At 73.5% G+C, this 18,088-nt stretch carries 20 protein-coding genes and 1 riboswitch; of the genes, 13 read left to right on the top strand and 7 right to left on the bottom strand.

Going from position 1 to position 18,088, the window contains the following annotated elements:
* The first annotated feature begins 35 nt into the window (after nucleotides 1–35).
* Nucleotides 36–1,133, top strand: a complete 1,098-nt coding sequence (gene galT, locus HUN58_RS04930) for a galactose-1-phosphate uridylyltransferase (RefSeq protein WP_180224591.1) — start codon at nucleotides 36–38, stop codon at nucleotides 1,131–1,133.
* A complete protein-coding gene (gene galK / locus HUN58_RS04925) occupies nucleotides 1,130–2,266 on the top strand; it encodes a galactokinase (RefSeq protein ID WP_180224590.1) in 1,137 nt (378 codons plus the stop codon). The genes galT and galK overlap by 4 nt, the downstream gene beginning before the upstream one ends.
* 169 nt (nucleotides 2,267–2,435) lie before the next feature.
* Here galK and HUN58_RS04920 read toward each other — a convergent pair whose 3' ends face one another.
* Together HUN58_RS04920 and glyA are read right to left on the bottom strand one after the other, a co-directional pair.
* Nucleotides 2,436–3,374 (bottom strand): tetrahydrofolate dehydrogenase/cyclohydrolase catalytic domain-containing protein, encoded by a 939-nt coding sequence (locus tag HUN58_RS04920; protein ID WP_254631571.1) that lies wholly within the window; start codon nucleotides 3,372–3,374, stop codon nucleotides 2,436–2,438.
* Entirely contained in the window at nucleotides 3,371–4,654 is a 1,284-nt protein-coding gene (gene glyA, locus HUN58_RS04915) for a serine hydroxymethyltransferase (RefSeq protein ID WP_302691048.1), read from the bottom strand. The genes HUN58_RS04920 and glyA overlap by 4 nt, the downstream gene beginning before the upstream one ends.
* 59 nt (nucleotides 4,655–4,713) lie before the next feature.
* Nucleotides 4,714–4,799: riboswitch (ZMP/ZTP riboswitch) on the bottom strand.
* Between the two features lie 37 nt (nucleotides 4,800–4,836).
* Here glyA and clpS point away from each other — a divergent pair.
* On the top strand, nucleotides 4,837–5,136 hold the full coding sequence (gene clpS, locus HUN58_RS04910; protein WP_180224589.1) for an ATP-dependent Clp protease adapter ClpS: 300 nt from the start codon (nucleotides 4,837–4,839) through the stop codon (nucleotides 5,134–5,136).
* Entirely contained in the window at nucleotides 5,133–5,609 is a 477-nt protein-coding gene (locus HUN58_RS04905; protein WP_114849427.1) for a DUF2017 family protein, read from the top strand. Before clpS ends, HUN58_RS04905 begins: the two co-directional genes overlap by 4 nt.
* Nucleotides 5,610–5,648: 39 nt before the next feature.
* On the opposite strand, the gene HUN58_RS04900 is transcribed toward HUN58_RS04905, so the two are convergent.
* Nucleotides 5,649–6,521 carry an NAD(P)H-binding protein gene (locus HUN58_RS04900; RefSeq protein WP_180224588.1) on the bottom strand — a complete coding sequence of 291 codons (873 nt, stop codon included), beginning with the start codon at nucleotides 6,519–6,521 and terminating at the stop codon, nucleotides 5,649–5,651.
* Between the two features lie 60 nt (nucleotides 6,522–6,581).
* Here HUN58_RS04900 and HUN58_RS04895 point away from each other — a divergent pair, with 60 nt between their 5' ends.
* From HUN58_RS04895 to nagA, 6 genes are all read left to right on the top strand, one after another.
* Entirely contained in the window at nucleotides 6,582–7,040 is a 459-nt protein-coding gene (locus tag HUN58_RS04895; RefSeq protein ID WP_180224587.1) for a MarR family winged helix-turn-helix transcriptional regulator, read from the top strand.
* Between the two features lie 61 nt (nucleotides 7,041–7,101).
* Nucleotides 7,102–7,521, top strand: coding sequence for a MarR family winged helix-turn-helix transcriptional regulator (locus HUN58_RS04890; protein ID WP_180224586.1), 420 nt, complete (start codon nucleotides 7,102–7,104; stop codon nucleotides 7,519–7,521).
* An 87-nt stretch (nucleotides 7,522–7,608) separates the two neighbouring features.
* A complete protein-coding gene (locus tag HUN58_RS04885) occupies nucleotides 7,609–8,949 on the top strand; it encodes an MFS transporter (RefSeq protein ID WP_306669579.1) in 1,341 nt (446 codons plus the stop codon).
* Between the two features lie 130 nt (nucleotides 8,950–9,079).
* Nucleotides 9,080–9,970, top strand: a complete 891-nt coding sequence (gene purU / locus HUN58_RS04880; RefSeq protein WP_180224584.1) for a formyltetrahydrofolate deformylase — start codon at nucleotides 9,080–9,082, stop codon at nucleotides 9,968–9,970.
* A gap of 6 nt (nucleotides 9,971–9,976) precedes the next feature.
* Nucleotides 9,977–10,393, top strand: coding sequence for a YrdB family protein (locus HUN58_RS04875; protein WP_180224583.1), 417 nt, complete (start codon nucleotides 9,977–9,979; stop codon nucleotides 10,391–10,393).
* On the top strand, nucleotides 10,390–11,571 hold the full coding sequence (gene nagA / locus HUN58_RS04870) for an N-acetylglucosamine-6-phosphate deacetylase (protein ID WP_254631624.1): 1,182 nt from the start codon (nucleotides 10,390–10,392) through the stop codon (nucleotides 11,569–11,571). The genes HUN58_RS04875 and nagA overlap by 4 nt, the downstream gene beginning before the upstream one ends.
* Nucleotides 11,572–11,617: 46 nt before the next feature.
* Here the strand turns inward: nagA and HUN58_RS04865 are convergent, their stop codons facing one another.
* The gene (locus HUN58_RS04865; RefSeq protein WP_114849420.1) at nucleotides 11,618–12,448 is read right to left on the bottom strand and encodes a helix-turn-helix transcriptional regulator; all 831 of its coding nucleotides are present in this window, start codon (nucleotides 12,446–12,448) and stop codon (nucleotides 11,618–11,620) included.
* Between the two features lie 124 nt (nucleotides 12,449–12,572).
* Between HUN58_RS04865 and HUN58_RS04860 the strand changes: the two genes are divergently transcribed.
* Together HUN58_RS04860 and HUN58_RS04855 are read left to right on the top strand one after the other, a co-directional pair.
* Entirely contained in the window at nucleotides 12,573–13,511 is a 939-nt protein-coding gene (locus tag HUN58_RS04860; RefSeq protein ID WP_114849419.1) for an SDR family oxidoreductase, read from the top strand.
* 28 nt (nucleotides 13,512–13,539) lie between these two features.
* A complete protein-coding gene (locus tag HUN58_RS04855) occupies nucleotides 13,540–14,709 on the top strand; it encodes a MalY/PatB family protein (RefSeq protein WP_114849418.1) in 1,170 nt (389 codons plus the stop codon).
* Between the two features lie 39 nt (nucleotides 14,710–14,748).
* Here HUN58_RS04855 and nagB read toward each other — a convergent pair whose 3' ends face one another.
* Nucleotides 14,749–15,534 carry a glucosamine-6-phosphate deaminase gene (gene nagB, locus HUN58_RS04850; RefSeq protein ID WP_114849417.1) on the bottom strand — a complete coding sequence of 262 codons (786 nt, stop codon included), beginning with the start codon at nucleotides 15,532–15,534 and terminating at the stop codon, nucleotides 14,749–14,751.
* A gap of 58 nt (nucleotides 15,535–15,592) precedes the next feature.
* Between nagB and HUN58_RS04845 the strand changes: the two genes are divergently transcribed.
* Nucleotides 15,593–16,072, top strand: coding sequence for an NUDIX domain-containing protein (locus tag HUN58_RS04845; RefSeq protein WP_114849416.1), 480 nt, complete (start codon nucleotides 15,593–15,595; stop codon nucleotides 16,070–16,072).
* Between the two features lie 78 nt (nucleotides 16,073–16,150).
* Here the strand turns inward: HUN58_RS04845 and HUN58_RS04840 are convergent, their stop codons facing one another.
* Both HUN58_RS04840 and HUN58_RS04835 read right to left on the bottom strand, forming a co-directional pair.
* A complete protein-coding gene (locus HUN58_RS04840) occupies nucleotides 16,151–17,221 on the bottom strand; it encodes an ABC transporter ATP-binding protein (protein WP_180224582.1) in 1,071 nt (356 codons plus the stop codon).
* Complete coding sequence (locus HUN58_RS04835) at nucleotides 17,218–18,057, bottom strand: ABC transporter permease (RefSeq protein WP_229666860.1); 840 nt, start codon at nucleotides 18,055–18,057, stop codon at nucleotides 17,218–17,220. Before HUN58_RS04835 ends, HUN58_RS04840 begins: the two co-directional genes overlap by 4 nt.
* Between the last annotated feature and the right edge of the window lie 31 nt (nucleotides 18,058–18,088).

Here is an 18,088-nt window from a genome sequence, read left to right as displayed (position 1 = left end):
TTCGCAACGCTTCGCGGAGGCGCTAGGCTCGTCCGGTGATCACCAAGCGCGTGACGACGCTCGCCGACGGCCGCGAGCTCATCTACTTCGACGACGCCGACACGCAGCTGCCCGCCGAGCGCAGCATCGACGAGCGTGTCCTCGACCCCCGACCCGAGACCGCGCGGATGCGGCAGGACGTCCTGACGGGCGAGTGGGTGTCGATCGCGGCGAGCCGGCAGAACCGAGTGTTCCTGCCGCCCGCCGACCAGGACCCGCTCGCGCCGCAGACGGCCGCGAACCCCTCCGAGATCCCGAGCCGGTACGACGTCGCGGTGTTCGAGAACCGGTCGCCGTCGTTCGGGCCGCTGCTCGAGGCCGAGGACGCCCCCGAGTCGCTCGAGTCGCTGTCCGACGTCGGCCTGAACCGCCAGCTGCGGTCGGTCGGGCGGTGCGAGGTCGTGTGCTTCTCCCCCGAGACGAGCGGCTCGTTCGCATCCATCTCCGAGTCGCGTGCCCGCACCGTGGTCGAGGCGTGGGCGGACCGCACCGCCGCACTCTCGGCCCTGCCCGGCATCCAGCAGGTGTTCCCGTTCGAGAACCGCGGCGAGGCGATCGGCGTCACGCTGCACCACCCGCACGGGCAGATCTACTCGTACCCGTACGTCACCCCGCGCACGCAGCGCCTGCTCGCGTCGATCGAGCGCTTCGGTCCGGACCTGTTCGAGCAGCACCTGGCGAACGAGCGGAGCTCGGATCGCGTCGTGCTGCAGGGCGAGCACTTCACGGCGTTCGTGCCGTTCGCCGCGCGCTGGCCGATCGAGGTCCACATGCTCCCGCACCGGCACGTGCCGGACTTCGCCGGGCTGACCGACGCCGAGAAGGACGAGCTCGCGTCGATGCACCTGCGGCTGACCCGCGGCCTCGACGCGCTGTACGACACCCCCACGCCGTACATCGCCGCCTGGCACCAGGCGCCGGTGCACGTCGCGCGGGACACCGTGCGCCTGATGCTGCAGATCACCTCGCCGCGTCGGGCGACGGACAAGTTGAAGTTCCTGGCCGGCAGCGAAGCCGCCATGGGCGCCTGGATCGGGGACCTCGTGCCCGAGAAGGCGGCCGAGTTCATCCGAGGAGGGATCGAACGCGCATGACGTTCCAGCAGGTCTACGGGTACGAGCCGTCGGTGCGGTACTCCGCGCCGGGTCGGGTCAACCTGATCGGCGAGCACACCGACTACAACGACGGGTACGTCCTGCCCTTCGCGATCGACCGGCGGACCGTCGCGTCGATCGGGCAGCGGGACGACCGTCTGCTCCGGGTCGCGTCGGCGTTCGAGCCCGACGCGGTGCACGAGCTCTCCCTCGACGAGCTCGACCCGTCGCGCATGAGCGGCTGGTCGGCGTACGTCTTCGGCATCGCGTGGGCGCTCCGCGAGCAGGCCGGTGCGGACCTGTCCGGCAAGTCCGGCTTCGACGTCTTCATCGAGTCGGACGTCCCGGTCGGCGCGGGCCTGTCGTCGAGCGCCGCGATCGAGTGCGGCGTGGCGCTGGCGTTCACCGACCTGTGGGACCTCGGCCTCTCACGCAAGCAGCTGGCCCGCGTCGGGCAGTACTCCGAGAACCACGCCGTCGGTGCCCCGACCGGCATCATGGACCAGTCGGCGTCGCTCCTCGGCGAGCAGGACGCGGTCGTGTTCCTGGACTGCCGGACGCTCGACACCGCCGTGGTGGACCTGGCGCTCGAGTCGAACGGCCTCGAGGTCCTGGTGATCGACACCCGCGTGGAGCACGCGCACGCCACCGGCGGCTACAAGGCCCGGCGCGACTCGTGCGAGCGCGGCGCGGCAGCGATGGGCGTCGAGGCGCTGCGCGACGTGTCCGTCGACGACCTGCCCCGTGCGCAGGAGCTGCTCGACGACGAGACCTTCCGTCGCGTCCGCCACATCGTGACCGAGGACCAGCGCGTCCTCGACACGGTGCGCACGCTGCGCGAGCAGGGACCGCGGGCGATCGGGTCGCTGCTCGTCGCCTCGCACGAGTCGATGCGTGACGACTTCGAGATCTCGGTGCCGGAGCTCGACCTGGCGGTCGAGACCGCGATGGCGCACGGTGCGGTCGGCGCGCGGATGACCGGTGGCGGCTTCGGCGGTGCGGCGATCGCGCTGGTCGACCAGGAGGCCCGTGGCACGATCACGGACGCCGTCACGGCCGCCTTCGCCGCGACCGGGTACCGTGAGCCGAACGTGTTCACGGTGCACGCGGCGCAGGGCGCCCGGCGCGACTGACGCGCGGCGGGCGCGGGCGGCGCGGCGCGGGCGGCGCGGCGCGGCGCCCGCGGCGCGGCGATCGCGGCGCGGCGATCGCTTTCGCACAACCAGAAGCAGCTCGCGCCACGGAAATCCGTGGCGCGAGCTGCTTGCGGTTGTGCGAAGGGCCTCGCCGCGGCGGCGCCGGCTAGTGCAGGTGGCGCTCGGCGGCCTCGACGACGTTCTTCATGAGCATCGCCCGGGTCATCGGCCCGACGCCGCCCGGTGTCGGCGAGAGGAACCCCGCGACGGACGCCACCGCGGGGTCGACGTCGCCGTGCAGCTTCGCCTTGCCCGTGTCCTGGTCCACGATGCGGCTGATGCCCACGTCGATCACGGCCGCCCCGGGCTGCACCCAGTCCGGCTGGACGAGCCGGGCGACCCCGGCCGCGGCGACGATGATGTCCGCGCGACGGCACTCGGCGGCGACGTCCTCGGTCAGCGAGTGTGTCAGCGTGGCCGTGGCCTCGAGCCGGGTGAGCAGCAGCCCGAGCGGGCGGCCGACGGTGAGTCCCTGCCCGATGATCGTCACGTGCTGGCCGCGGATCGGGACGTCGTAGGCCTCGAGCATCGCGACGATGCCGCGCGGGGTGCACGGCAGCGGGGCGTCGATCGTGCCCGCACCGCCGGGGACCGCGAGGACGAGCTCCCCGAGGTTCGTCGGGTGCAGGCCGTCGGCGTCCTTCGCCGGGTTCATCAGCTCGAGCATCGGGATCGGGTCGATGCCCTGCGGCAGCGGGAGCTGCACGATGAACGCCGTGACCCGGGGGTCGTCGTTCATCTGCAGGATCGCCGCACGGATGTCGGCGGCACTCGCGGACGAGGGCAGGTCGATGCGGACCGAGTCGAGCCCGATCTGCGCCGAGTCCTTGTGCTTGCCGGCGACGTACGACACCGAGCCCGGGTTCTGCCCGACCATGATCGTGCCGAGACCGGGTCGGAACCCGTGGTCGTGCAGCCGGTCGATCCGGACCTTCAGGTCGTCGAGCGTGCGGGCGGCGAGGGCGGTGCCGTCGATGCGGACGGCACTGCCCTCACCCGCCCAGCGCTCGCGCGGCAGGGGCGCGATCGAGGGCGCGGCGCTCACGCGTACAGCGGGAACGCGTCGGCCAGCGCCTTCACCCGGGCCGAGAGCGCCGCGATGTCCGGGTTCGGCATGAGCGTCAGCGCGATGATGTCCGCGACCTCGGTGAACTCGGCGTCGCCGAACCCGCGGGTCGCCAGCGCCGGGGTGCCGATGCGGACACCGGAGGTGACCATCGGCGGGCGCGGGTCGAACGGCACGGAGTTGCGGTTCACGGTGATGCCGACCTGGTGCAGCAGGTCCTCGGCCTGCTTGCCGTCGACCTCGGACTCGCGCAGGTCGACGAGCACCAGGTGCACGTCGGTGCCGCCGGTGAGGACGTCGATGCCGGCGGCCTTCGCGTCGGCCTGCGTGAGGCGGTCCGCCAGCAGACGGGCACCGCGGAGCGTGCGCTCCTGGCGGTCCTTGAACTCGGGCTGCGCGGCGAGCAGGAACGCGGTGGCCTTGGCGGCGATCACGTGCATGAGCGGACCGCCCTGCTGGCCCGGGAACACGGCCGAGTTGAGCTTCTTGAAGAGCGACTCGTCGTTGGACAGGATGATGCCCGAGCGCGGACCGGCGAGGGTCTTGTGCACGGTCGACGACACGACGTGGGCGTGCGGCAGGGGCGACGGGTGCAGGCCCGCGGCGACGAGGCCCGCGAAGTGCGCCATGTCCACCCAGAGGGTCGCGCCGACCTCGTCCGCGATCTCGCGGAACTTCGCGAAGTCGAGCTGGCGGGGGTAGGCCGACCATCCGGCGATGAGCACCTTGGGCTGGTGCTCGACGGCCTTGGCGCGGATGTCGTCGTAGTCGACCTCGAACGTCTCCGGGTCGACGCCGTACGACACGGCGTTGTAGATGCGGCCGGAGAAGTTGAGCTTCATGCCGTGGGTCAGGTGACCGCCGTGCGCGAGCTCGAGGCCCAGGATGGTGTCCCCGGCGGAGGCGATGGCGTGCAGGACCGCGGCGTTCGCGCTGGCGCCGGAGTGCGGCTGGACGTTCGCGTACTCGGCGCCGAACAGGGCCTTCGCCCGGTCGATGGCGAGCTGCTCGGCGACGTCGACGAACTCGCAGCCGCCGTAGTAGCGCTTGCCCGGGTAGCCCTCGGCGTACTTGTTCGTCAGGACGGACCCCTGCGACTCGAGCACGGCGCGCGGGACGAAGTTCTCGGACGCGATCATCTCGAGGGTGTCGCGCTGGCGGCCGAGCTCCTGCTCGAGCACCTTGGCGATCTCGGGGTCGACCGCGCTGAGCGGGGCGTTGAACGTCGACTGCGTGGACGCAGCGGGCAGATCGGTGATGGACACGGGACTCCTCGTTGTCTGTTCCGTCGCGCGCGTGCACGACGAGGTGGACTGGTGGGCGCGGCCCAGGCGTACGGCCGCGCTCCGTGTCAGGTGTCGCTCCCCGATGGTGACCCATCCAACGCCAGTCGCGACCCGTCGATCGTACCGAGCCGGTCGGTTCGTGTCACCCTTGTCGCATGACCCTGAGCAGCCCGGAGCTCGACGAACGCACCGATCTCCGCGCCCGGTACGACGTGCCGTGGACGACGGTGGTGTGGGACGACCCGGTCAACCTCATGTCCTACGTGACGTACGTCTTCCAGAGCTACTTCGGCTTCAGCCACGACCGCGCGGACCACCTGATGCGCCAGGTGCACGTCGACGGGCGGGCGATCGTCGCGAGCGGCGCGCGCGAGGCGATGGAGCGCCACGTCGAGGCGCTGCACGGCTTCGGCCTGCAGGCCACGGTCGAGCGGGCGCCGGGAGGAGACGCGTGATCCCGTTCGTGCGGCGGCGGGACGGCGTGCACCTCGGCCTGTCCTCCGGCGAGCGCGCCCTGCTCGCGAGCCTGACGGAGCAGCTGCAGCAGGTGCTCGACGGCGACCTGACGGACGACCCGGTCGCGTCGCGGATGTTCCCGGACGCCTACCCGCAGGACCCCGAGGCGAGCGCCGAGTTCGCGCAGTACACGCGGTCGGACCTGCTGGCGCAGAAGACCACGAACGCCGGGGTCGTCCTGGCGTGGGCGACCGGGGCGCGGGACGGCGTGCTCACCCAGGAGGACGAGCAGGCCTGGCTCCGCTGCCTGACCGACCTGCGGCTCACGATCGCGGAGCGGCTCGGCATCGTCGACGCCGCGACCGAGGAGTCGTCGTACACCGGCGACGCCGGTGTCGGTCTGCGGGACGTCTACGACTGGCTCGGGTTCGTGCAGGAACACCTGGTCGCGACGCTCACGTCCGCGCGCTGACGACCGGCCGGGAGGCACGGGGCACGTCCGCCCCGCACCTCACCCGAGCAGGTCGTCGCGGTGGTCGGCCGCCCACGCCCGGAGCGGGCGCGGCGCGGTCCCGGTGATCCGGGCGACGTCGTCGCGCATCACGTCGACGCCGTCGAGACCCCGTCGGAGCACCCGCCCGAACTGCTGGCGGAGGCCCTCGGCCTGCCAGGCGGGCACGCCGCCGGCGCGGACCACGGCGCGGTACACGCGGCTCGGCAGGTGCAGCGGCCGGACGCGTCGCCCGAGGCCGGCGGTCAGCTCGACGGCGATGCCGTGCGCGTCGAGGGACGCCGGGCCGGTGAGCACCGGTTCGGTGCCGTCGTGCCCGTCGGTCGTCAGCACGGTCGCGGCCGTGCGGGCGATGTCGGCGGTGTCGATCCACCCGGCGCGGCCGCGGCCGGTGGTGTGCGGGAACCAGCCGCGACGGATCGCCGGCGCGGAGGGCAGCAGGTTCGTCATGAAGGCCGACGGGTGCAGGATCGTCCACGCCGTCCCGCTCGCGCGGAGCAGCCGGTCCGTGCGCCAGGCCGCCGCGGCCCAGGGCATCGGGGAGTGCTCGGCGGCGTCGCCCCCGGACAGGTGCACGACCCGCGGGACCCCCGCGCACTGGGCCGCCCGGACGCCGGTCGCCCCCTGCTCGGCCTGCCGCTCGCTGACCGGGGTGACGAGGAAGAACCGGTCGACGCCGTCGAGCGCCCGGGTCAGGGCGTCGAGGTCGTCGAGGTCCGCGAGCCGCGCGTCGACGCCCCGTGCACGGAGCCGCTCGGCCTGGTCTTGACGGCGGACGACGGCGCGAACCTGGACACCCTCGGCGTGCAGCAGCTCGAGGGTCTTCCCGCCGACGTCGCCGGTGACCCCGGTGATGGCGATGGTCTCGGTCACGGTGCTCCTCCTTCGGTATCAGTTTCCTGTTACTCGACGGTACGCCGGTACCATCGGTGCGTGTCCAGCGACTTCTCGGTGACCCACGACGACGTGGACGCGATCGCCGCGTGGACGGTCGTCCGTGCCGCGCGCGAGCTCGCCCGCCGCCTCGACGAGGAACTCGCGCCCCTCGGCCTGACCCCCGTCGGCTTCGGCGCACTCGTGCAGCTCGCCGCCGCCGACGAGCTCAACCAGGCCGAGCTCGCGCGGGCGGTGGGGGTCCGCGCGCAGAGCATGGGCAGCCTGGTCGAGTCGCTCGCGACGCGGGGACTCGTGGCGCGCGGTGCTGCACCCGGTCGGGGACGAGCCTCCCGGCTGCACCTGACGGACGCCGGACGCGAGCTGCTCGCCGCGGCCTGGCCACGCGTCCTGGCCAGCAACACGTGGTTCCCCGACGGCGGCGAGTCGGTGGCGCGCGCCCTGCGCCCCTTCACGACCGACGGGACGGTCAGCGGACGGGCGGACGGACTCGCCTGAGCCCCGACAGGACTGCAAGGTAGCCTTGCAAGTTCTCCTGCGGGAGGAGTACCGTTCCGGTGTGGAATCATCCGAGGAGCTCGCCGGCGACCTGCTCACCCTGCACGGACGGATCCGGCGGACCTTGCTCACCGGCAAGGCCGACGAGGTGACCGCCTCGCAGACCGCCGCGCTCGGCCGGCTGCTGCGCCACGGTGAGTCCACCGTCGCCGACCTCGCCCGTGCCGAGGGCGTCCGACCGCAGTCCATGGGCGCGACCGTCCAGGCACTCGTCGACCTCGGACTGGTCGAGCGCCGACCGGACCCGGACGACGGCCGTCGGACGCTCGTCCGCGCGACGGACACCGGCTCCCGCGCCCGCGAGGACGCCTGGGCCACGCGCGCCCGCGTGCTCGCCGACCGGCTCGCGGCGCTGCCGGAGGACGAACGCCGGACCGTCGCCCGCGCGCTCGAGATCCTCACCCCGCTCACCGAAGCCTGACCCGGAAGAAGCCCCACCACGTCCACCTCGACCTCCCCCACGCCCACCGTCGCGTCCCCGGACGGCGGCAGCGGCTTCGGCCCGAAACTGCTGATCCCGGTCCTGGTCGGGCCGCTCCTCAACCCGATCAACACGACGATGGTCTCCGTCGCCCTCGCGCCGATCTCGCGGGACCTCGGCATCGGGGCGTCGCAGGCGATCTGGCTCGTCGCCGCCCTGTACCTGGCGAGCGCGGTCGCCCAGCCCACGATGGGGAAGCTCGCCGACCGGTTCGGGCCGAAGAAGGTCTTCCTGGCCGGGCTCGTCGTCGTCGGCGTCGCCGGGGTCGTGCCCGAGGTCCTGACCGGGTTCGGTGGTGCCGTGACCGCGCGCGTGCTCATCGGCATCGGTACCTCGTCGGCGTACCCGGCGGCGCTCACCACGCTGCGCCAGCACTCCGCACGGATCGGGAAGCCCACACCGCCCCTCGTGCTCGGTGCGCTGTCGATCACCTCGCTCGTGTCCGCCGCAGCCGGACCGCCCCTCGGCGGTGCGCTCATCGCGGCGTTCGGGTGGCACGCGATCTTCCTGGTGAACGTCCCCCTGGCGGCCTTCGGGATCGTCGTCGCGGCGATGTGGCTGCCCTCCGACCGGCTCCGCCCGCAGGACACCGACCGGGTGCCGGTCCGCACCGCGCTCGACCCGGTGGGCATGCTGCTGATGACCGGCGCGGTCTCGGCCCTGCTCGTGTTCCTGCTCGACCTGGCCGCCGGGCTCTGGTGGCTGCTCGCGGTGGCGGTCGTGCTCGTCGTCGCCCTGGTCCGGTGGGAGCTCCGGGCGGCGCAGCCGTTCGTCGACGTCCGGCTGCTTGTCCGGAACGGCGCGCTGTCCCGGACCTACGCGCGGCTGTTCCTGACCTACCTGCTCGCCTACACGATGACCTACGGGTTCTCGCAGTGGGTGCAGGACGTGGCGGGCTACCCGAGCGACGTCGCCGGGTACCTGCAGCTGCCCGCCGCGGTCGTCGCCGGGGTCGTGTCGTTCCTCGTCGCCCGCAAGACCGCGATCCGCGGGCCCCTCGTCGTCGCGGCGCTCACCCCCCTGCTCGGTGCCGGGCTCCTGCTGCTCCTGCACGCCGGGTCGCCCCTCGTGCTGCTGCTCGTGGTGCCGGCACTGTTCGGGGTGCCGCAGGCCCTGGCGTCCGTGTCGAACCAGGCGGCGCTCTACAGGGTCGTGCCGTCGGAGTACATCGGGACGGCCGCCGGGCTGTCGCGGACCAGCATCTACATCGGCGCGATCGCGGCGTCCTCGCTGATCGGCGGCGTGTTCGGACAGGCGCCCACCACGCCGGACCTGCACGTGCTGGCGTGGGTGATGCTCGGGGTCGGCGTGCTCCTCAGCGTGCTGACGCTCGCCGACCGGGCGCTCGCCCGGGCGACCACGCGCTGACGGGGGGCGGCGGAGCGGGCGGGCCACGGGCCTCCCGTCAGTGCGCGGCGGCTGCCCGGCGGCCGTGATGTCCCGACCCGGCGTCCGATACCCGCCGGAACGTGCCCACCCCGGCCGGTAGCCTGTTCCGGTGACCGACCCGACCCCCGCGCACGAGACCCCCGCGCACCAGACCCCGACGCACTGGACCCTCACGCTCGTCTGCGACGACCGTCCCGGGATCGTGCACGCCGTGTCCGGAGCCGTCGTGGCGGCGAACGGCAACATCACCGAGTCGCAGCAGTTCTCGAGCGCCGACACGAACACGTTCTTCATGCGCCTGCAGGTCATGGCCCCCGTCGACCGGGCGGCCTTCGAGCAGGCGCTCGCCCCCGTGGTCGAACGCTACGACGCCCGCGTCCAGCTCGACGTCGTCGGCCGGCCGATGCGCACGCTCGTGCTCGTGTCGAAGGCCGGGCACTGCCTGAACGACCTGCTCTACCGGCAGCGGGGTGGGCAGCTCCCGATCGAGGTCCCGCTCGTCCTGTCGAACCACCCGGAGCTCGCCGGTCTGGCGTCGTTCTACTCCGTCCCGTTCGAGCACCGGCCCGTCACCGACCCGGCCTCGAAGCAGGCGATGGAGCAGCGCATCCTCGACGCCGTCGACGAGCACGACATCGAGCTCGTCGTCCTGGCCCGCTACATGCAGATCCTGTCGCCGGAGCTCTGCGCGGCACTGCAGGGTCGGGCGGTCAACATCCACCACTCGTTCCTGCCCGGCTTCAAGGGGGCGAACCCCTACCGGCAGGCGCACGCCCGCGGCGTCAAGCTCATCGGTGCGACGGCCCACTTCGTGACGAGCGACCTCGACGAAGGCCCGATCATCGAGCAGAACGTGGTCCGGGTCGACCACACCAAGGACCCGTCCGAGCTCGTGTCCATCGGCCAGGACGAGGAGTCCCGCACGCTCACCCAGGCGGTGCGTTGGATCGCCGAGGACCGCGTGCTCCTCGACGGCGCCCGCACGATCATCTTCAAGTAGGACCACATGACGAACGCACCGCAGAGCCCGGTCGACTGGGGCGAGGTCCCGCCGCCCACCGAGCCGGCCGCATCCCGTCGGCCGTCCCCGCCCGTGTCCGCGTGGACCGTGCTGCGGGTGGTCGTGTGCGCGTTCGGCCTGCTGTCCCTGGCGTACTGGGGCTACCTGGCGTGGCCGTTCCCGTTCCCGGGCGTGCTGTTCATGGTCGGGGCGCCGCTGTTCGCCGCGGTCGTGTGGTACCTGTTCCGGTCGCCCCGGTCGCCGATCGACACGGACGTGGTCGGCAAGGTGATCGTCGAGGTCGCACTCGTCATCGCAGCCGGTGCGGCGTGGGTGTCGCTCGGGCACCCGGTGGTCGGACTGGTCTTCATCGTGGTGGCCGCGCTGTCCGGGGTGGTCGCGTTCCGTCGGGAGACGGCGTGAGCGACGTGTCGGGTTCGGGTTCCGTTCCGGGCTCCGGCCTGGAGGCGCGGCGCACCCTGGTCCGCGCCGCACACGTCGTCGACGCGGCCGGGTCCACGGCGGACGGCTGGGTCCTGCTCGCCGGTGCCGTCATCGAGGCGGTCGGCTCCGGCCCCGCAGCACCCGAGGCGACGGAGGTGCTCGACCTCGGTGACGCCGTCCTGACGCCCGGGTTCGTCGACCTGCACGGCCACGGGGGTGCCGGCGCCGCCTACGAGGACGAGGCGTTCGACGCCGCCCTCGCCGTCCACCGCGCACACGGCACGACCCGCTCGGTGCTGTCCCTCGTCGCGAACCCGCTGCCCTCGCTCGTGGCGTCCCTCGAGCGTATCCGAACCGTCGCCGCGACCGACCCGCTCGTCCTCGGTGCCCACCTCGAGGGACCGTTCCTGTCGCCGCACAACAAGGGCGCGCACAACGAGTCGTTCCTGGTCGACCCCACGCCCGACGTCGTCGACGCCCTCCTCGACGCCGGCGCCGGGGTCCTCCGCCAGGTCACCATCGCGCCGGAGCTGCCGGGGGCGATCGACGCCGTCCGCCGGTTCGTCGACGCCGGGGTGGTCGTCGCCGTCGGGCACACCGTCTGCTCGTACGACCAGGCCCGTGCCGCGTTCGACGCGGGCGCCACACTGCTCACCCACGCGTGCAACGCCATGCCGGGGTTGCACCACCGGACGCCGGGCCCGATCGCCGCGGCACTCGAGGACGACCGGGTGACGCTCGAGCTCATCCTCGACGGTGTGCACGTGCACCCCGCGGTCGCCCGGGTCCTGCTCCGCGGGGCACCGGGGCGGGTCGCGCTCATCACGGACGCGATGGCCGCGGCCGGGTCGCCGGACGGCTCGTACGCGCTCGGGTCGCTCAGCGTCGAGGTGGTGGAAGGCGTCGCGCGGGTCGCCGGCACGGACACGATCGCCGGGTCGACGCTGACCCAGGACCGGGCGCTGCGACTCGCCGTGGCGGAAGCAGGGGCGTCGCTGCCCGACGCCGTGGGAGCGCTCACCTCCGTCCCCGCCGCCGCGCTCGGGCTCGGCGACCGGCTGGGTCGGATCGCGCCCGGGTACGCGGCCGACCTCGTGGCGCTGTCACCCGAGCTGCACGTGCAGCGGGTGTGGGGCGCCGGGGAGCACCTGCCCTGACCACACGGCGCTGGCGACCCGGCGCTGACGAGCGGGCGGCGCTCGTTCAGGCGGGTGCGAGGACGGACAGCAGGCGGAGCCGCTCGTGGCTCACCGTCCCCGGTTCCGCCGTGTAGACGAGCAGCACGTGGGCCTGCTCCGGGTCGAGCAGCATCTGGCACTGCAGCTCGAGCCGCCCCACGTCGGGGTGGTCGTAGCGCTTCACCGAACCCGGGACGAGCCCGACCTCCTGCTCGTCCCAGAGCGCCCGGAACTCCTCCGAACGCTCGAGCAGCGCCGTGGCCAACCCGGCCGCGGTCGACCCGGGGCCCCGACGCGCGGCGATCTCGCGGAGCGACGAGACGTAGAGCCGCCCCGTGGCGTCCCGGTCCTCCGGGGGGAACAGGGTGCGGGCGTCCGGGTCGGTGAACCACCGCCAGCCGATCGACCGCGCACGTCCCTGCCGCTCGCGCGCGTCCCCGAACAGCGCCGCCGCCAGGGGGGTCTGCAGCAGGGTCTCGCCGAGCTCCGACACGACCTCGGCCGGGGTGTCGACGAGCCGGTCGAAGATCCGCATCATGCCCGGGCCGACGTGGTCCGTCCCGGCGCCGTGGTCCGGCGGTCGGTGCCCGGCCAGGCGGAACACGTGGTCCCGCTCGGCCCGGCTCAGGTGCAGTCCCTGCGCGATCGCGGCGACCATCTGCTCGGACGGGTGCGGCCCGGTGCCCCGCTCGAGCCGGGCGTAGTAGTCGGCCGACATGTGGCAGAGCGTCGCGACCTCCTCGCGTCGCAGGCCGTCGGTCCGACGGCGCTGGCCCGGCGGCAGGCCGACGTCGGCGGGCTGCAGGGCCGCTCGGCGACGGCGGAGGAAGGCGCCCAGTCCCGGTCGATCGATCACGTGCCCATCATCGCGGGACACGGACCCGGGAGCCACGGTCCGACAGGTCCTGGTTCGACCGGCGGCGCCGCGGCACGCTGGGGACGACCCGGGACGACCGGGGGCCGACGACGAGGAGCACACCGTGCCGAGACGACCGATCGAGATCTCCCTCCCCCGCCTGGACGGGCAGACCGCCGTGGTGACCGGTGCCAGCGACGGGATCGGCCTGGGCATCGCCACCGCCCTCGCCGGAGCCGGTGCGGCGGTCGTCCTGCCGGTCCGGAACACCGCCAAGGGCGAGGCCGCGCGGGCCCAGGTGCTCCGCGAGCACCCCGGTGCCTCGGTGACCCTCGGGACGCTCGACCTGTCGTCGCTCGACTCCGTGCGCGCCTTCGCCCGCTCGATGGTCGACGCGGGGACCCCCGTCGACCTGCTCGTGGGCAACGCGGGCGTGATGACCCCGCCCGAGCGGCAGACCACGCAGGACGGCTTCGAGCTGCAGTTCGGCACGAACCACCTCGGGCACGTCGCCCTGGTCGCCGGGCTCCTCCCCCTGCTGCGCGCGGCGCGCGGCCACGTCGTCTCCCAGATCAGCGTCGCGGCGCGGAGCGGCTCGGTGCACTGGGACGACCCGAACTGGGAGCGCAGCTACCACGGCATGCGTGCCTACCAGCAGTCGAAGGTCGCCTTCGGGCTCTTCGGGCTCGAACTCGCCCGACGCAGCCGCCGGCACGGCTGGGGTGTGACGAGCAACCTCGCGCACCCCGGCGTCGCGCCGACGAGCCTGCTCGCCGCCCGTCCGGAGCTCGGCCGTTCCGGGGACACCGCGTCGGTCCGGGCGATCCGGTGGCTGTCGGCGCGGGGCCTCCTGGTCGGGACCGCGCACACGGCGGGTCTGCCGGCACTGCTCGCGGCGACCGACCCGGCCGGCCGCGACGGCGCGCTCCACGGTCCGCTCGGCCCCGGGAACGTCGGCGGCGCCCCGGGCCGGCACGCGCTCTGGCGACCGCTGCGGAGCGAGGCGGACGCGGCGCGGGTGTGGGACCTGTCCGAGGAACTGACCGGCGCGACGTTCGCCTGACCAGTGCCCGCGGTGCCAGGCTGGGCACATGAGCGTCATGGTCTCGCCGTTCGATGCCCACCGCGACCGCACGAGCGAGAAGTACACCGCGTACCCCGCCGACGTGCTGCCGATGTTCGTCGCCGAGATGGACTCCGTGCCCGCCGAGCCGGTCCGGGACGCCCTCGTGCGGGCCGTCACGAACGGGGACACCGGGTACGTCGGGCACACGCGGGTGCTCCCCGAGGTGTTCGCCGACTTCGCCGGGCGCCGGTGGGGGTGGGAGGTCGACCCGGACCTGGTCCGCACGACGACGGACGTCTCGGTCGCGGCGGTCGAGGTGCTCCGCCGGGTCATCGCCCCCGGTGACCAGGTCGTCGTGATGCCGCCCGTCTACCCGCCGTTCTGGGACTACGTGCGCGAGGCCGGCGGCACCGTCACCGAGGTGCCGCTGCTCCCGCCGGCCGGCGACCCGGACCCGTACGACACGACGGCCGGCTGGCGGATGGACCTGGACGGCATCGCCGCGGCGCTCGCGGCGGGTGCCCGGACGGTCCTGCTCTGCAACCCGCACAACCCCCTCGGCCTCGTGCACGCCCGGGAGGCACTCGTCGCGCTGGCCCGGCTCGCGGCGGAGTGGGACGCCGTGGTGGTGTCCGACGAGATCCACGCGCCGCTCACCCACGCCGACGCGGTGTTCACGCCCTTCCTGACCTGCGGGCCCGAGGCGGTCGAGCACGGGGTCGCCCTGACGAGCGCGAGCAAGGCCTGGAACCTCGCCGGGACGAAGTGCGCGCTCATGGTCGGCGCATCGGACCGTGCCCGCGGGTGGTTCGACGGCCTGCCGGTCGAGGTCGTCGAGCGGACCGGGATCCTCGGCTACACCGCGAGCGTGGCGGCGTTCCACGACGGTGAACCCTGGCTGGCGTCGCTGCTGGCCGAGCTCGCCGCGAACCGACGGGTCCTGGCCGAGGAGCTCGGGACGGCACTGCCCGGTGCCGGGTACCGGCAGCCGCAGGCGTCCTACCTGGCGTGGCTCGACCTGCGGGCGCTGCCGTGGGGCGACGAGCCCGCTCGACTCCTGGTCGACCAGGCGAAGGTGGCGCTGTCGAACGGGCGCGACTTCGGACGCCAGGGCACCGGGCACGCCCGGCTCAACTTCGGCTGCTCCGAGGAGACGCTGCGCGAGGGCCTCGCGCGCCTGTCCGCCGCCCGCTGACCCGAGCCCGGGCCTGGAGCCCGTGCCCGCGCCGGGGCGTCACTCGAACCGCTGCCACTCCGGCTTGTGGTTGTACGTGTACCGGTAGTAGTCGGCGAGCTGCAGGCCGGCCGCCGCTTCCTCGTCGACCACCACGGTGGCGTGCTCGTGCAGCTGCAGCGCCGACCCCGGCACGAACGACGACAGCGGCCCCTCGACCGCCGCGGCGACCGCGTCCGCCTTCGCCGCCCCCTGCGCGACGAGCACGAGCTCGCGCGCCTCGAGGATGGTGCCGAGCCCCTGCGTCATGCAGTGCGTCGGGACGTCGTCGAGCGAGTCGAAGAAGCGCGCGTTGGCCTCGCGCGTGGACGGCGCGAGCGTCTTGATCCGCGTGCGGGACGCGAACGACGAGGTCGGCTCGTTGAACCCGATGTGCCCGTTCGCGCCGATGCCCAGGATCTGCACGTCGACCCCGCCGGCAGCCCGGATGGCGGCGTCGTACTCCTTCGCGGCGAAGGCCAGGTCGGTGGCCCGGCCGTCGGGCACGCGGACGCGCGCGGGGTCGAAGCCGAGGGGCTCGACGACGTCGCGGGCGATCACGGACGCGTACGACTCGGGGTGGTCGAGCGGGATGCCGACGTACTCGTCGAGGGCGAACCCGCGGGCCTGGGCGAACGAGACCTGCCCGTCCTGCACGCGACGGCGCAGGTCGGCGTAGATCCCCTGGGGGCTCGACCCGGTGGCGAGCCCGACGACGGCGGACGGCTTCTCGGCGACGACCGAGGCGATCTTGGCGGCGGCGACGCGACCGACCTCGGCCGGCGAGGACAGGATGATGATCTCCACGCGCCCACCCTACTGGTCATGACCAGTTCGCAACAGGGTTCGTCGGTAGCGTGGGGGCATGCCCACCCCCGAGTACGTCCTGTCCCTGCGCGAGAAGATCGGCACCGACCTGCTCTGGCTGACCGGCGTGACCGCCGTGGTCACCCGTGGCGAGGGCGCCGACCGCGAACTCCTGGTCGTCCGACGTGCCGACACCGGGGCGTACACCCCGGTCACCGGGATCGTCGACCCGGGCGAGGAACCCGCGGTGGCGGCCGAGCGCGAGGTCCTCGAGGAGGCCGACGTCGTCGCGGTCGCCGAACGCCTGGCGTGGGTGCAGGTCCTGCCCGAGATGACGTACCCGAACGGGGACCGTGCGCAGTACCTCGACCTGGTCTTCACGTGCCGGTACGTGTCCGGCACGCCGGCCCCGGCCGACGGCGAGAACACCGAGGCGTTCTGGGCACCGCTCGACGCGCTGCCCGCGATGAGCGCGGACATGCGGGCGCGGGTCGCCGCGGCGCTGTCCGGCGAGCAGGCGGCGCGCTTCGAGCGCTGACGCGCACCGGACGGGAGGCACGGTGCGGGCCCGCCACGCGCCTCCCGTGGACGACGGCGCGGGTCGCGCCCCCGAGGGCTACGCGATCGGGGCGGTCGCGACCGGGGCGCCGAGCAGCCGGAGCGCGACGGCGTCCCCGGCGGTGCGGCGGTCGCCGACCTCGTGCTGGACGGTCACGACGGTGTCGTCGTCGAGCCGGACCGTGGTGCGCCGGATCGACCCGAGGAAGCTCGACGCGACGACGGTGCCGGTGACCCCGTCGGACGCGAAGGCGACGTCCTCCGGCCGGACGTAGGCGAGCACCGGGCCGTCCACCGCCCCGGTGTCGAGCGCCGGCACGCGGAATCCGTACACGAACACGTCGCCGCCGCGCAGGTCCCCGCGGAGCCGGTTCGACTGCCCGACGAAGTCCGCCGTGAACGCCGAGGTGGGGGTGCGGTACAGCTCCTCCGGCGTCCCGACCTGCTCGACGTCCCCGGCGTGCATCACCGCGATCCGGTCGGAGACGGCGAGCGCCTCCTCTTGGTCGTGGGTGACGAACACGGTCGTGATGCCGAGGTCGCTCTGGATGCGGCGGATCTCGTCGCGCAGGGTCACCCGGACCTTGGCGTCCAGGGCGGAGAGCGGCTCGTCGAGCAGCAGGACCCGGGGGCGGGTGACGAGCGCCCGGGCCAGGGCGACGCGCTGCTGCTGGCCACCGGAGAGCTGGTGCGGGTACCGGTCCGCGAACTCGCCGAGGTGCACCATGTCGAGCGCGTCGACGACCTGGGTGCGACGCTCGGCGGCGGGGACCTTCCGCATCTCGAGGCCGAACGCGACGTTCTGGCGCACGGTCATGTGCGGGAACAGCGAGTACTGCTGGAACACCATCCCGATGTCGCGCTGGTTCACCGGGGTCTGCGCGACGTCGATGCCGTCGATGCGGATCGCGCCGGCGTCGATCGCCTCGAGCCCGGCGAGGGCCCGGAGCGCCGTGGTCTTGCCGCAGCCGGACGGGCCGAGGAGCGAGACGAACTCCCCCGGCTCGATGCGGAGGGACAGCCCGGCGAGGGCGCGGTGCGTGCCGTAGTGCTTCTCGACGGCCTCGAGCTCCACGGTCGCGCCCTCGGTGACGAGGGACGACGGGGCGGCGGGCGCGGTGACGGTCATGCGGACTCCTTGGAGCGGGACCGGCGGGACGTCCCGACGCGGCCGATGAGGACGAGCAGCACGAACCCGAACAGCAGTGCGGCGAGCGAGAACACCGCGGCGACGTACGGGTCGGTCCCCTGGACGAGCAGCAGCGCGGTCTGGAAGGTCGTCCGGGACAGGAACGAGGCGAGCGTGTACTCGCCGAGGACGACGGTGATCGTGAGGAAGCACGCGGCCGTGATGCCGCGGCGGAGGTTCGGCAGCAGGATCCGCCACGTCACGGTCCACCACGAGGCACCGAGCGAGCGGGCCGCCTCGGACAGGGTGGTGACGTCGACGGCGGTCAGCGCGGTCGCGATCGGGCGGAACGCGAACGGCAGGGCCACGATCCCGATCGCGAAGGACAGCGTCCACGCGTCCGAGCCGAGGAGCTGCGCGACCACCTGGTACACGGGGATGAACCCGACGACGAGCACGACCAGGGGCACCGTGATCGGGACCAGGCAGACGAACTCGAGCACCCGCCGCAGCCGCGGGTACCGCAGCGCCGTGACGACCTGCGCGGGCAGGAGGACGAACAGCACGATCGCCACCGTGATGACGGCGATGAGCAGGGACGCGGACAGGCCGTCGAACACCGGCTGGTAGGTGCCCGCGTTCGCCGGGTCGAGGATCGCGGCGTAGTGCGCGAGCGTCAGCGACCCGTCGGTGCCCTGCCGGAACGTGAACTGCAGGAGCGCGAGGAGCGGGACGGCGAACACGAGGCCGACCACGCCGAGCACGATCGCAGCGGTGACCCGTGACGGGGCGACGCCGAAGCGGCGGACGCGGGGCGTGCCTCCCGGCCGGGTCACCCGACCACGGGACGGACGCGTGCCGACGGCG

Source organism: Curtobacterium sp. Csp1, assembly GCF_013347185.1.
This window is presented reverse-complemented; position numbering and strand designations above follow the sequence as displayed.

Bases quoted from the DNA above. Each gene is read 5' to 3' on its own strand.
- galK (WP_180224590.1), top strand. From the start codon at position 1,130: ATGACGTTCCAGCAGGTCTACGGGTACGAGCCGTCGGTGCGGTACTCC.
- clpS (WP_180224589.1), top strand. From the start codon at position 4,837: ATGACCCTGAGCAGCCCGGAGCTCGACGAACGCACCGATCTCCGCGCC.
- HUN58_RS04875 (WP_180224583.1), top strand. From the start codon at position 9,977: ATGACGAACGCACCGCAGAGCCCGGTCGACTGGGGCGAGGTCCCGCCG.
- HUN58_RS04855 (WP_114849418.1), top strand. From the start codon at position 13,540: ATGAGCGTCATGGTCTCGCCGTTCGATGCCCACCGCGACCGCACGAGC.
- HUN58_RS04845 (WP_114849416.1), top strand. From the start codon at position 15,593: ATGCCCACCCCCGAGTACGTCCTGTCCCTGCGCGAGAAGATCGGCACC.
- HUN58_RS04840 (WP_180224582.1), bottom strand. From the start codon at position 17,221: ATGACCGTCACCGCGCCCGCCGCCCCGTCGTCCCTCGTCACCGAGGGC.